The following is a 12,771-nucleotide window of genomic DNA, read 5'->3' as shown; positions in this document are numbered from 1 at the left end:
GATCGCCCCCGCGATACAGGCCGACCGTGCGACGAACCGGAGCCTCACCCGAGATGCCGTTTGCTGGCGCCGCTCAGTGAGTGCCTGGCGCGCGCCGCCGTTCAGCACAGCGGAGAGGTCTATTCACGCTCCAGACTACGAGCATCGGCGGTGACCGCCTCCACAACCCCCGCCAGCTCCCGCACCAGGTCAGGCTCGAAACGCTCCAAGTAAGCGGCGATAGTCTGATTGCGCAGCATGCGAGACACATAGCCTTTGGCAACCACGAGTACCAACATGGTTTCGCCAAGGGTGTCTTCAACCAACCGGTAGTCGTGGTAGAGCTTTTCCATTTCTCGCTCCATGCGTGCAATATCTTCAGCAGTCACGCCCTCACTGACTTTCTTTGCCTCAACCAGCTGTTCAGGACGCGTTGCGGCCAATACCATTTCGGCGTAGCGACCAGTAAAGCAGTTGGCCGAAATCATCATCTCGACTAATTCGATCTGGCGCATCGGCTTCATCTTACGCAGCACGCGAAAGACCGCCTGACTGACCATTCGCGTTTTCAGCATCTCAGCGACTTCCGGCGCAATCCCCCGCAGCAAATGCTGGCGCTCGCGGATGCGTCCAACGTTGACGCTCAAGACTTCGGCAATCCGCTCGGCGGTCGTTCCTTTGCGAATCGCCTCCAGAATCATCTTGTGCTCTTGAATCGGGGTAAGTCGGTTGACCTGCCGGTTGTAGGTAAAACCTTCGTCATCTGTCGCCAACAGGCACAACGCGTCTTCCGCCCCCAACTGTACGAGCGCAGCTAGCCGCAAATGACCATCCAACAGTAGATAACGGGGCTCCCCTCCCGTCCCGTGAACCGGCTCGGGATGCACCGCGAGCGGCTCGACCACGCCCAACTCCCGGATGGAGGCCAAAATCGCCGCATATTTGACGGACGTCAGCATATCGTGGGTGACTTGGCGAGAGGGCAAGATCAGAGGTAAGCGGACGGTAATCAAATCGGGCTCAAAGGCACGCTTGACGACAGTCATGGGTCCCCCTGAATACGCTCGGCCAATACCTGCGGCATATCATCAATACCTTCACTGCGTAACATTGACCGGAAAAATTCATCGGCCAACAACCGACGCAATGCGGTCACGACGAAGAGCAATCGTTGCTCACCGATGTCCGCCTTCTTCACCATCAGGCGCTGACGGCGCACCTCACTCTGATAGGCAGTCAGCAGCTGGCGAGGAGTGGTCATGCGCTCGCCTCCATGCTGCCTACCATAGCCCTTGCCAAGAACGCGTCTTCGGTCGATCAGACGGCGCACCTTGATGAGTTCATCTCCTTTCAACAATCCACTTTCATAGGCTTCGACCATGGCGGCCTGGACCTGGCCATCGTCAGACCGTGCCACATGGATCGCGACTTTAATCGGTAGCCAGCCCTTTTCGACGGCAGCGATCAGGCGCTCCTCTCCTTGCCGCAACAGGATCAGAATGCCGCCAACATAGGCACGGTCCAAGCAGGTTTTCTGGGCAATCTGCCTGATGGAGTAACCACGCTCGTGCAGTACGTTAATCGCCATCAGCAAGTCGCGGTTCGAGTGCTTGCGTCGCGCCAGATTCTCTACCAGGCTGATGAGATAGCGGTCCGCCTCAGCCGCCGTCACCACGACCGCCGGTATGGCCGACTCCCCCAGGACCTTGAAGGCTTCGAAGCGCCCCTGCCCACAGATCAGGTCGAAACTCGAACCGTTGCGGGTCACCGTGATCGGTCGTTTCAACCCCAGGCTCGCAATGTTTTCCACCAAGCGTGCAAACACTTGTTGATTGCGACTACGCGGATTGAGCACGCGAATATCCGCGAGTGGGATCTGCGCAATAGGCGCCGCCTGCGCCACATGTAGTGCAAGATGCTCTCCCGATGTGGCCATTACGCAGCGCTCCCCAGGGGTATACGTCGACTCAGGGCCGCCAGGATATCCAAGCTGTCGAACCGGTAGAGTTCCAATTCGCGCGGATTAGTATCTCCCAGACGCAGGTGAGGGGCCGCCAAATCGATCATGGGAAAGAGGTAGTAATCAAGCACCTCCTGCTCACCGGGGAGCATGCGAACCGCGACAGTAAGGTCAGGTAACAAACCGAAATCAAAGCGCAGCTGCCAACGCCTGCGCACTGACTCTGGACATTGACAGCGGCACAGCACCACCGAGATCGAGAACTCATCATTAACCCAAACCAGTTGGGTCTGAGGGTCGACCGAGATGCGTCCACCGACAAGACGAATGCGCTCCTGCGTGTCGACCAAGATCTGCGGATACAGCTCTCGCAGCCGGCGATTGGCCTCCAGAAAGCTGTAGTCCCGTGCGGGTGAATAACCAATCAGGCTGTAGCTGCGTAGCAAACTACCAAAGCGTTGGCGATAACAACTGCTGGAGGGGCAATCCTCTTGCTCATCAATGATCAAACCAGACAGACAACCTCGCTCCGCAAATAGTTGCTTTAGCGTGGCCAGCATTTGCTCATCAGTCCAGTGCCGTGACCGCGCACGGATGATGGCCTGCGCCGCGAGAAACAAGGCGTGGTCGACCACTGAGGAGAAGGCACCGTCGGCCCGCACCAACTGATCAACTGGATTAGGTGTACGGGGCTGTTTCAACTTGCCAGACGTGCGATTCCAGACGTTGTTACCGATGTACTTTTCGTTGATCAGGACCTGATGCACTACACCCCGTGTCCACGGCCGTTGGAAGTCTGTTAGCAGGCCACGCCGATTCAGTTGCGTTGCAATTTCAGCTTCGGTTCGACCTTCCCTTACAAAGGCCTGGTAAATGTCTTGAACGACCTGTTGCTCGGACTCCGGACCTGGCGTAAGGATCACCCGATCCGTCTGAAGGCTTTTGTACTCTCCCCGACCCAAGATTGCTTTAGGCTGCCCAGTCTGATCGATAAGTTGACGACGCAATCCATAGCCAGCCGGGCCTCCTTGTCGGTAGCCCAACTCGATCAGGCGCGACTGCCCCGCAAATACCTTGACGGACAGCTCACGGCTGTACTCACCGGCCATCATGCGCTTAACACTCTTGATGATGCTGGAGACCGGTGAGCCATCGTTAACGAACTGTTCGGCGCAGTATTCGACCCTGACACCCGCCTGCCGACATCGAACTTCGTAGCTGGCGCTCACATCAGGGTCCTGAAAGCGCCCCCAGCGACTTACGTCATAGACCAGAACCACAGAGAACTCGGACTGACCCGCGTCAACGTCTCGAAGTAGCTGCTGAAGAGCTTCCCGACCATCCAGGCTCAAGCCACTTTTCCCTGCATCGGTGTACACCCGGACGATCTCCAGCTCATGCGCTGCGGCATAAACGCGGATCGCATCCAGCTGGTTCTCAGTGGAGTACTGCTGGTGTTCCGTCGACATGCGGACATAGGCAGCGGCTCTATTGCTGCCCTCTGCCAGGGATAGCTGTGCTCGTCTCATTTGTTGATCGATGCCCCCTCAGCAGCTTGTGGTCTACACCCATGCCAAGCCGTAGACCTCACCACGCCTACCGGTCTTCGTCAGATACGCCACAAACGAATATAAAGAGGAGACACAGAAAAATGATCGCGAAAACGGGCAACCCATTTCCAATCAACGCAGAAATCTACGCCAGCGCCGTAGCCGCAGCCTTACGCACCGAATTGGGCATGTCACATCGCGCAATCAAGACGCTGCGCCATTGGACCGATGCCAGTGAGCGTACCGCTAAGCACTGGCTGGCGGGCAGCCATGGTCCCAGCGGCCTTCATTTGGTTGAATTGATGCGGCATTCAGACCATGCGCTTCAGGCAGTGCTTGAATTGGCACAGCGGAACTCGTCCGTGGCAGTCGTCTGGCTTCCCGCTTTGCGCGAGCGCTTACTTGACGTCGCGGACATGATCGAGGCTTGCCTGGGTCCAGGCAGCGCTCACTGACGGACCTTTGCGGAGGCCCACTCCGATCACGCAAGTGGGACACAATAGGATTACGGTGAGAGGCCCTTAGCTGGCAGGCCGTCTTGTCGCCCCCCAAAGGACAACGGTTCAAGTTGGCTCATGGCGGCACACCATGCGCCAACTGCCCAAGCAGCCTCAAGATCTCTTCGCGGCCTGCTTCACTTTGAACAAGGTCTTTGGGACATTGCCCAGCAAGACCGATGACAGGCGATGAGAACCAACGCGAAGCGCACGATGGATCGTGACTGAAGAACGCCATAACCTGATGAATGACTCCTACCATGGCCAGAACGTCTTCTGGGCACTCGGTCGTAGGCATTACCAGCGCAGCCAACTGAGGCCAGAGGGCCATTGCGACGCGAGTAGTGCAGCGCAGGCAAAGCTTTAACACCCCCTCCCCCTGCGCCGGGCGGGCAACAATAGCCCAAGTGCTGCTGAGGTCTTCGGTCAGGAGAACACAGCCACAACCGGCACAAGATGGACTTGGATTACTCATTTCGCACCGCCAAGGCTGTCTGGCAGCGAGCACAGAGTTTCCAAACGCGCCTCGCGCTTACCAGACGCTGCGGCCCAGGCTTCCCACAGCGTTGGCAGATCGCGTCGGTCACGTATTCCACTGCCATGGCTAAGGTCTGTATGTGCAGTGGCGCGAATGGTTCCTCAATCCTCAGGTAACCATCCATGGGCTTTACAAGGGTGAGCTTGAAGTCGTAATCAAGTGCAGCAAGCTGTAAAGCATTGGCGAAACGTTGCCAGCCAGCAAAATCGGGACCGAGGTCTAGGTCCAGAGCCTTGATCTGCTGCGTCCAATCCTTCCCCTGCATTTGCTTCACCTGTTTCCCGATCGTAAACCTGATCTTCTTGTAAACTTGGTAGGTTTACGAAAAATCTAGCTTTACGATCTAGCTATTAATGACGAGTAGAGTTCTGATCCAGGTGCCACAATGTCAGCACCCGATATAATCCCTGGGCGGAGGATAACTTTCTCTTCAGCTTACCCTTGGTGCATTCGCCAATGGGATAAATCCGCACACAGGTCCCTAACAACAGCGTCAACTGCAAACTCAGTTGCACCACTTCACGTCTATACCTGAACGAAATCAGCTCCACCCCGCGCTCTGGAAAATCGGGGAGATCATGGGGCTGAACCAGCAAAATTTCAGGATCCCGAATCGTCAGCTTACGAATATCGGAGCAGAACAAAAGGAGGACAATATTTTGACGCGGCATCAACATATTGATTTACCTTGGGAAGAATTTGCCCTTGGTCAGCACTGGAAATTTAGTATACCGAAAGTCCTTGTCAACTTTTGAGGCCCATAGGACTATTAGTTCAAGTTCAATGGCCACTCACCGATTAGCCAAGTCCACGACCACTCCGGCGACCTCCGCATGGTTAGCCTTGGCGGAAACAGTCTTGAACTGGCTTGAGCCGCTCGACACAGCCAGCGTCACCGTCTAAATAGGCCGCCCTACGCCGCATGGGGCGATCCTTAGCCCCCTCCTTGGCGAAAAGTCGATCTACTCTAACGTGAAGCCAGCTATTGACTTTCATGGCAAGCCTTGTTATACTCTGGCGGCATCTAATCGATGCGCGAAGCAAGAATGAAAGCACTTTCCCTCCCCTTGCAATACTTATTACCCTTCCTCAATCGCTGATCAGCGAGCTTTCAGCTTTCTGCTACCCCCTGTCGTTTCGGCAGGAAAAACTTACTTGACCTGTAAGCTTACCGAGTTCCACTAGACATGGCGCCTAGCCACTCGTCAGGCAATGCTCCGTGATTTCTATAAAATAATAATAGGAAAATATAGATATAACTTTTCAACCCCTTGATTAATCCGATTTTCTCATCAACCAGTCAATCTAGCAAACGAACCGACCAGGACCGAACCATGATGTTATGACCATCTATCTGACAGCCGTTTGACAAGCTGATGCCTTAGTACCAGCCTAAGTAACGCTACCAATAGGGTATACATCATGAAAAAAATCCGCAGTTCTGGCGGTGGCCTCCCCTCGCCCGAAAGATTGATTGGGCGCAGCAAATATGGGAAACAAACCACGGTCTTTCCCTCTCGAAAGAATGGCTCGCTGATTATCTGTGAAACACGGCTGGAAGCAGACGCCTGCTTTCACTGGGAACAGGATCGGAATGTCATAGCCTACCGAGAACAACCCGAGCGGCTGCACGTGCTGGTAGAGGGCAAGGCTCACACCTACGTGCCAGATTTCGTCGTTCAGTACGCAGATAGGCCCATCCGATTTGTTGAGGTAAAACCCGACAACGTCTTTCAAAAACCGAAGTCCCTTGCCCTCTACCAAGCAGCCAAGCAGCTCGTCGAATCCCGAGGCGCTGACTTCGAACTGCTGACAGAGCGACAAATACGCCGCCAGCCACTCTTGAACAACCTGATCCAGGCCTATAACCAGTCACGGGCCGTTTCGTCACTGGAACTCGACTACCTGCGTGACCGACTTGGCGCCCTGACTCCGCCGTTGCGCATTCGCGAGCTACTGGACCTGCCTTCGCCACCTTCCCCTGGCGCGATAGCTGCGGCGATTTTCAATCAGGACCTGCATCTCGACTGGAGTAAGCCCCTCACCCAAGACACCCGAGTTGACTGGAGATAAGGGCATGGAAAAGCGTCATGAAGTGCGCCTGGGCGCTCGCTACCTGTTCAATGGTGAACTGATGGAAGTAGTTAGCTTTTACAATGGCTACTTTCAGCTACGAGGCGTCAACCACAAGGGAGTGATAAACCTCCTTGACAGTGAAATTGATAAGCGCCTACAACAGGGACAACTGGTCCCTGCTCGCAGTGCCATTTTGAATGAAACTGAAGCACTAAGAATGATCCATCTCGATGCTTCTGAACAACTCAAACTGGACAATATCGCTTACTACATTCGCAAGCTACACGAAAAATTTCATGGTTCACTGCCACGTGAGAGCACTCTCGCTGAGTTGCAGAATCTAGCATCAGAACGCGGCGACCCAAAGCCGCCAAAATACACAAAAATATACAATCTGATGAAACGCTACGTAGAGAGCGGTCAGAATATTTTTGCGCTACTAAAGGCACCGCAGAGTAAATGCCAGCGCGCTAAGAGGCTCGAACCAGAGGCCCTCGACATTATGCAAGACTACATAAAAAATTACTATTTGACGCCAACCCGGCTACCAGCCTCCTGCGTCTACCAACTCATGAGAGGCCATATCGAGGTTTTGAATGAAGACCGAACGACGGATCTAGACATTCCTTCCACAGCGACGTTTTACCGCGCAGTGAATGCTATTCCCACATATGTGGCCGATTGCGCACGCCTGGGAAAAAAAGCAGCTGCCAATAAACATAAGTTTGGCACTAGCATTCACTGTTCACGCCGCCTACTCGCAAGAGTTGAGGCCGATACGCAAGAACTAGATGTTGAGCTGGTCGACGACTTTGGCCTGAATATTGGTAGACCCTATCTGACTATGCTCATAGATACCTACTCGGGAGCACTAATTGGTTGGTCGTTGTCGATGACACCGCCCTGCTACGAGAAGACCGCTAGCGCATTGCGCCATGCACTGACTGAACGAGAGGATGGCTCTCCAGCCGGACTACCTGAGGAGTTGGTCGTTGACAACGGTTCCGAATTCTACAACGCCTCCCTTCTAGCAACTGCCCAACGACTTGGCTTCCAAATAAGGTTTTGCGCACGAGGACAACCTGATCAAAAGCCGTTTATTGAGTCATTTTTCAAGACGCTCAACAAACAGCTGATTCATTGCCTAGAGGGAACAACAAAATCAAACCCAGCAGAAAAAGGTGATTACAACTCCACAACCGAAGCAACGTTCACGTTGGCAAAACTGCGGGATATTTTTGAAGATTGGGTACACAATTATTATCACAAGCGAAGACACGGTCAGCGCAGCCTTCCAACGCTAGAGATGTGGAAGCAAAGCATCGATCCGATTAACCCACCAAAGGTCTTCTCGCCGGAAAACGTTTCTTTTCTGTGCATGGCAAGCTTCCGCTGCACAATTAACAAAGGACGAGTTAGACATAAAAATTTGGCCTGGACCGGACCCGGCCTCTCACACCTCGCAGAGGTGGTTGGAGCGGGCCAATCTGTAGAGGTTTTGTATGACCGCTCTGACCTCGGCACTGCCTATGTACATGCACCGGGAAGCCACGTTTTCTACACAGCTGACGCAGTCACTGATTATCAATATGGCCTATCGATGTACGAGCACGAACTTGTGCAAGAAAAACTCAAGGCTGAGAAAAAAGCGTATGACGAAACTGACGCAAGAAAAGCCCTGCTCAGAATTCACACAGAAATCAGCAACGGAAAAACACGGAGCGAACGACGCAAACGTCAGCAATTGCAAGACGCGCTAATCCAACAGCGCTCTCTTGATATTACCCACGAATTCCCTCCAGACCATGATCACGAGCTAGAGCCCCAGGAAACTGACAATGCCCTTATCAAACAAGACATCCGAGGTAACGAAGTCGATGACTCCGAGGAAGACGACTATCAAACCATTCAACTACCCAGGAATAAACCATGACCAAAACTATTACCGACAAACTATCGCAGTTCGCAGAGTGCATTGTCAGCCACCCTGAGTACACCCAAGCGCTTGATTGCATTTATCGTAGCGTAGAAACCACTCAGGTGCGCGGTGAGCCAGCCTCTGCGCTCATCGTTGGAGAGCCTGGTACAGGGAAGTCTACTGTTTGCAAGGTTGCGATGAGCCGTTTCGGTGCAAGAAGCGTCGTTACCGATGAGCATGGAACCAGAGAGATTGTGCCGGCATTCTACTGTTCGCTCAATGCTGGAGCAACCATAAAAACGCTGACTGTTAGCATGCTTGAAAAGCTGGGATCCACCAATACCTCAGGTAATAACTCGACACTTTTTAACCGTCTTGTTGTTTTGCTAGAAACTTGCCAAACACAACTGATAGTCCTTGACGAATTCGATAATCTGCTCAGAAAAGGTGCTGAAAAATCAAGGGAGCAGGTCTGCGACTGGGTTCGCACTCTTTTGAACGAAACCCTCGTCCCTATAGCTATTGTTGGCATACCACGTTGCGAGGAGATCATCAATGCCCACCCGCAACTTTCTCGACGCTATCCTTATCGTCACCAAATGACCGAATTTACCTATTCGACGCTAGATCCAAAATCGGTATTCAGCAAAACCCTCCGTGCACTGGGAAACACCCTGAAAGAGGTTGGCGAGTTCACAAGCTGTATGAACATCTGCGCGGATCAACACCTAAAGGCAATGTACCTGGCCAGCGGCGGAAACATGAATGGGATTAGGCAACTGCTCAGCGATGCCCTTAAAGCCGCTCTCCTACGGGACGATGGATGCTTTACCCATGAAGATCTCGCAAAAGCGGTGGACCTGTCGTTCATCCCAACCGCCAAATGCCCCAATAATCCCTTCCGTTTGCCCCCGGCGTCGCTCGACCGAATCATCGCCGGGAGGATGAGTTAATGAAGCTTTTTTTCCTCGCTCATGGATCTGACGAAGAAAGTCCACGCAATGTCCTGATCCGTACCGCGCTGGCCAATGGGTTCGGCTCAGTCACTGCAATGGCCAGAGCCATGGGCTCCAAGGAGTCTCGACAACCCTTTGCATGGCAAATGCGACACTCGAAACTAGTCACTGAACTCAGCAAAAACACCGCTCTCAATGGGGGGCAATTCCGACGAAGCTTTTATACCCAGAGAGGCCCCACAAGCGAAAGTCCGGTGGAAGTGATGGGACTGCTAGTCCCAGCGGCATCGATCCGTGCCGAAGCCTACTGTTTCTGCCCAGAATGCCTTCGGAACGTTGGTCATCGCGCGATTCAAGACCTCATCTGGCTGGATACCTGCCCCTACCATGAATGTCGATACGAGTTCGCCTGCCCTAACTGCCAGAAGCCGATTCAATGGACCCAGTTGGTGGGTAACCACTGCCGCTGCGGCTTCGATCTCTGCATTAGTCCTACCGCAGCCTCTCAGTCTCAAGCCTCCCATCTGGTTCTGGACTTCTTCAGAAGAGGGGACCAGGATGCACTGGACCGTTTTATGTTTGCACTGCGGGCACTTCGCTATGAAGCACACCCCCAGCGCTTGATGATTCTCGAAATGGCGGCACGCGTCGCCAACTGCGATGAGCAAACATTCAATGAGGTGCTCGCTCTCGCAAGCAAAAAGTACCCCTGTTTGCCGGTTCGAGCACTCATGGCGCCTTGGATGACCGCTACTGACGTATGGATCAGAAATCAAATCTCTCGCTTGCTAATTTCCGAAGTCCCCAAGAACGAGCACATTGGTTCATGCCGTTGTTCAGAGCTACAGCTTTATCAAGATGAACTGCTGAAGGCTTTGAATGTATCTACCAAAAATCTCAAGTCACTGCTGTCACGCAATCTGGTTCAGCGAAAGAAGCAACAAGGAGTACGTTGGATCTATTCTGCGATCAACCTGTGCAAATTGTTGGAAGCACAGCAGCACGCACCAAATACCGTATTCAGTGTTCCAGAGGCTCTTCATAGTGACGACCACAACGACCTCATCACTATTGAGGAGGCCGCAGTCCGGCTCGGAGTATATCCTGAGGCGGCACGCAATGCGCTCTCCAATGGGTTTATACAGCCCCATCTAAAGAAAGGTCCACGTGGTAAAATTTTGATCAATGCGGCATCTGTTGCTCAATTTTCGACCGATTTCATATTCATCGGTCAGCTTGCCGATGAGCTGGCACTTCCTCGCACCACGCTCTCTGCCAAGCTGCTTCACCTCGGAGTGCAGCCAGTATCAGGCCCTTTGATCGACGGTGGCCTAGTAACCATCTATCGGCGCACGGATCTTGGTCAGGAGCTACTCCTAACGCTCCAAGGCTTGGTTCGTTATAAATCGAAGTCTGGCAGAAAAAGAGCCTCTGCTAGCTGCGGCGCCCCTGAGCCAGACGATTCATGCGTCAGTGCTGTCGCCGCGCGTATGCTGCAAGTGTCCCTGCATGATCTTAAGCACCTACACGACCTCGGCCATCTCACGCGTGTGCAGGGAGCAAAACGGAGATTCACGATGAGTTCGGTCCTCAACACCAAAGCCCTGCTGGAGAGAATGCTTACGCTAAAAAGCTGTGCAAGAGAACTATCAATGTCACCGCAAACCTTCTCTCGGCGTTTTGTCCAAAGCGGTTTCGTAGAGCACCTGCGCTTGGGTGCCAAGGTCTTTATACCCCAAAACCGACTAACGCAACTGAAAGAACACCGCCTATCGTTCGTTAGCCTCTGCGAGGCAGATGAGATGCTCGACGGCCCCATCGGATATTCGACCAACCTTGTGAGAATGGGAAAAATCAATCCAATATCGCCAGGGGAGCCAGGATATGTCCCGACTGTCCGCCTACTACATCGCAACGAAGTAAATAGGTTAAAATCGTAGGTCAGACGCCGAGCCATCCGACGATGCCGGGGCATACTTTCCCTTGATAATAGTCATTTCACAAATAAGTGATAAAAAATCGCTAAATTTCACACAATAGTGGAAATTGAATTTCGCTCCAAGCGATAAACTCCTCGCCAGCCCTTGATTTTCCTCAGTGACATTTCTCAGTCCAATGAGAATGAGCGAAGGCTGCCGAGAGGCGGCCTTTTTTATTTTATCGACATGTGATATGGACATTAACATGAACACTATAACGCTAGACATCGACACGACAAAGCTTGAAAGCTCAGCTGCACTCATAGCCGCAGCTGAAACCGAAGACGAATTAGGAAGCGTCCTCCGCTTTCATTTAGTGACCGAAAGCCTTTTATCCTTCTATATAAATGAAAGAAACAAGGGAGAGCTTTCAAAATACGCCAAGGAACCAAACAATTTTGGCGGAAAGCTCGGGTTAGCCACTGCTTTCGGACTTCCAATACCTCTAGCCCGCATTGCTCACCAAATTAATATAATTAGAAACAAGCTTGCGCACGAACCTCAATCATCTATTAACGATGGTGACTTAGGCGAGCTAGTTCGCAATGTCAATCGACTAAAAGAAATCGAACCAGACTTTACTCCAGTTGAAAAACGTTACCTGGAGCTGAGCATTAAAAACCCTGGCGAAAAATTATTATTTGGAAAGCATGGCAATAGAATAGACTTTTTACTAGCCGCCTTTACCTTTTACTCAGTAGCGCCAAAATACTTATTATTAGATATTGCATCTAGACGCGCGTCAGAAAGACCACTATAGATCAATAATTTCAGAAACCTCCTACATATAAAATAATTGAACATTTCAACCCCTGCGTTTAACTTATCTCGCGGCGCCTAAGAAACGCTCCACGTAGCGGTCGATCCGCTCCCGATAGATGCGGCATTTTTTTGCCTGTGGTTTAATCCTGCGCGCAGAAAATACGTGTTATGTCGGGAGCGGACTAATACAAGACCCGTAAGGGGAATACGTCCGGTCCGCTACGTGGGATTTCTTAGCTCCCGACACCTAGCCCTAAGAAAGCTGAAATCACGTAGAGGTAAAGGAAATGCCTATCAAGACGAGCGTTCGCAAGACTTTCGCGTATGCGTCCAGCCTGTTCCACCCCCTCAGGATCCTGGAGGCCAGCCATGACTGACCTCCACTCCCCCACCCTCTTCACCCGCCACAACCGTCACCTCCATACCCTCTGGCTCGAATCCCAAGCCTGGTTCTGTGCCCACGAACTCGGTCGGATGACCGTAAGCGCTCCATGAACCCCACATTCAAAGCGCTTACCTGATCCCCGATGCTGTGCTCCCGATTTCTTTCTGGAGT

12 protein-coding genes are annotated in these 12,771 nt (G+C 52.7%); 6 read left to right on the top strand and 6 right to left on the bottom strand.

All coding sequences use genetic code 11. The features are described from left to right. Positions 1-119: 119 nt before the first annotated feature. Genes AC2CGW_RS22040 through AC2CGW_RS22030 form a run of 3 tightly spaced genes read right to left on the bottom strand, consistent with a single transcriptional unit; the run spans position 120 to position 3,468 of the window. Positions 120-1,025 carry a plasmid partitioning protein RepB C-terminal domain-containing protein gene (locus tag AC2CGW_RS22040; RefSeq protein WP_340332895.1) on the bottom strand — a complete coding sequence of 302 codons (906 nt, stop codon included), beginning with the start codon at positions 1,023-1,025 and terminating at the stop codon, positions 120-122. Further along, on the bottom strand, positions 1,022-1,915 hold the full coding sequence (locus AC2CGW_RS22035) for a ParB/RepB/Spo0J family partition protein (protein WP_031322333.1): 894 nt from the start codon (positions 1,913-1,915) through the stop codon (positions 1,022-1,024). The genes AC2CGW_RS22040 and AC2CGW_RS22035 overlap by 4 nt, the downstream gene beginning before the upstream one ends. Beyond that, positions 1,915-3,468 carry a recombinase family protein gene (locus tag AC2CGW_RS22030; protein WP_484574600.1) on the bottom strand — a complete coding sequence of 518 codons (1,554 nt, stop codon included), beginning with the start codon at positions 3,466-3,468 and terminating at the stop codon, positions 1,915-1,917. Before AC2CGW_RS22030 ends, AC2CGW_RS22035 begins: the two co-directional genes overlap by 1 nt. Before the next feature lie 122 nt (positions 3,469-3,590). Here AC2CGW_RS22030 and AC2CGW_RS22025 point away from each other — a divergent pair, with 122 nt between their 5' ends. Further along, a complete protein-coding gene (locus tag AC2CGW_RS22025; RefSeq protein WP_021783295.1) occupies positions 3,591-3,944 on the top strand; it encodes a hypothetical protein in 354 nt (117 codons plus the stop codon). 118 nt (positions 3,945-4,062) lie between these two features. Here the strand turns inward: AC2CGW_RS22025 and AC2CGW_RS22020 are convergent, their stop codons facing one another. The 3 genes from AC2CGW_RS22020 to AC2CGW_RS22010 all read right to left on the bottom strand — a co-directional run bounded on the left by AC2CGW_RS22020 (position 4,063) and on the right by AC2CGW_RS22010 (position 5,201). Continuing rightward, positions 4,063-4,224, bottom strand: coding sequence for an antitoxin Xre/MbcA/ParS toxin-binding domain-containing protein (locus AC2CGW_RS22020; RefSeq protein WP_353511561.1), 162 nt, complete (start codon positions 4,222-4,224; stop codon positions 4,063-4,065). Positions 4,225-4,453: 229 nt separating this feature from the next. Further along, positions 4,454-4,789 (bottom strand): hypothetical protein, encoded by a 336-nt coding sequence (locus AC2CGW_RS22015; RefSeq protein ID WP_021783294.1) that lies wholly within the window; start codon positions 4,787-4,789, stop codon positions 4,454-4,456. 85 nt (positions 4,790-4,874) lie between these two features. Next, positions 4,875-5,201, bottom strand: a complete 327-nt coding sequence (locus tag AC2CGW_RS22010) for a hypothetical protein (RefSeq protein ID WP_021783293.1) — start codon at positions 5,199-5,201, stop codon at positions 4,875-4,877. A 745-nt stretch (positions 5,202-5,946) separates the two neighbouring features. Between AC2CGW_RS22010 and AC2CGW_RS22005 the strand changes: the two genes are divergently transcribed. The 5 genes from AC2CGW_RS22005 (at position 5,947) to AC2CGW_RS21985 (ending at position 12,213) form a co-directional block, all read left to right on the top strand. Then, positions 5,947-6,597, top strand: coding sequence for a TnsA endonuclease N-terminal domain-containing protein (locus AC2CGW_RS22005; RefSeq protein WP_484574599.1), 651 nt, complete (start codon positions 5,947-5,949; stop codon positions 6,595-6,597). A 4-nt stretch (positions 6,598-6,601) separates the two neighbouring features. Further along, positions 6,602-8,533: a DDE-type integrase/transposase/recombinase gene (locus AC2CGW_RS22000; protein WP_484574598.1), complete on the top strand. Its 1,932-nt coding sequence runs from the start codon at positions 6,602-6,604 to the stop codon at positions 8,531-8,533. Next, positions 8,530-9,471, top strand: coding sequence for a TniB family NTP-binding protein (locus tag AC2CGW_RS21995; RefSeq protein WP_004576814.1), 942 nt, complete (start codon positions 8,530-8,532; stop codon positions 9,469-9,471). The genes AC2CGW_RS22000 and AC2CGW_RS21995 overlap by 4 nt, the downstream gene beginning before the upstream one ends. Further along, positions 9,471-11,414, top strand: coding sequence for a TniQ family protein (locus AC2CGW_RS21990; RefSeq protein WP_060489919.1), 1,944 nt, complete (start codon positions 9,471-9,473; stop codon positions 11,412-11,414). The genes AC2CGW_RS21995 and AC2CGW_RS21990 overlap by 1 nt, the downstream gene beginning before the upstream one ends. A gap of 244 nt (positions 11,415-11,658) precedes the next feature. Next, the gene (locus tag AC2CGW_RS21985) at positions 11,659-12,213 is read left to right on the top strand and encodes a hypothetical protein (protein WP_288377776.1); all 555 of its coding nucleotides are present in this window, start codon (positions 11,659-11,661) and stop codon (positions 12,211-12,213) included. Positions 12,214-12,771: the final 558 nt, after the last annotated feature.

The organism is Pseudomonas sp. SYWMCR5, from assembly GCF_057197165.1.
The sequence above is the reverse complement of the archived record's forward strand: the minus strand, read 5'-3'. Positions and strand labels throughout refer to the sequence as shown.

Excerpts from the sequence above, each read along its gene's own strand:
- AC2CGW_RS22005 (WP_484574599.1), top strand. The coding sequence starts at position 5,947 with ATGAAAAAAATCCGCAGTTCTGGCGGTGGCCTCCCCTCGCCCGAAAGA.
- AC2CGW_RS22040 (WP_340332895.1), bottom strand. The coding sequence starts at position 1,025 with ATGACTGTCGTCAAGCGTGCCTTTGAGCCCGATTTGATTACCGTCCGC.
- AC2CGW_RS22000 (WP_484574598.1), top strand. The coding sequence starts at position 6,602 with ATGGAAAAGCGTCATGAAGTGCGCCTGGGCGCTCGCTACCTGTTCAAT.
- AC2CGW_RS22025 (WP_021783295.1), top strand. The coding sequence starts at position 3,591 with ATGATCGCGAAAACGGGCAACCCATTTCCAATCAACGCAGAAATCTAC.
- AC2CGW_RS21995 (WP_004576814.1), top strand. The coding sequence starts at position 8,530 with ATGACCAAAACTATTACCGACAAACTATCGCAGTTCGCAGAGTGCATT.
- AC2CGW_RS22020 (WP_353511561.1), bottom strand. The coding sequence starts at position 4,224 with ATGGCGTTCTTCAGTCACGATCCATCGTGCGCTTCGCGTTGGTTCTCA.
- AC2CGW_RS22010 (WP_021783293.1), bottom strand. The coding sequence starts at position 5,201 with ATGTTGATGCCGCGTCAAAATATTGTCCTCCTTTTGTTCTGCTCCGAT.
- AC2CGW_RS22035 (WP_031322333.1), bottom strand. The coding sequence starts at position 1,915 with ATGGCCACATCGGGAGAGCATCTTGCACTACATGTGGCGCAGGCGGCG.
- AC2CGW_RS21985 (WP_288377776.1), top strand. The coding sequence starts at position 11,659 with ATGAACACTATAACGCTAGACATCGACACGACAAAGCTTGAAAGCTCA.
- AC2CGW_RS21990 (WP_060489919.1), top strand. The coding sequence starts at position 9,471 with ATGAAGCTTTTTTTCCTCGCTCATGGATCTGACGAAGAAAGTCCACGC.
- AC2CGW_RS22030 (WP_484574600.1), bottom strand. The coding sequence starts at position 3,468 with ATGAGACGAGCACAGCTATCCCTGGCAGAGGGCAGCAATAGAGCCGCT.
- AC2CGW_RS22015 (WP_021783294.1), bottom strand. The coding sequence starts at position 4,789 with ATGCAGGGGAAGGATTGGACGCAGCAGATCAAGGCTCTGGACCTAGAC.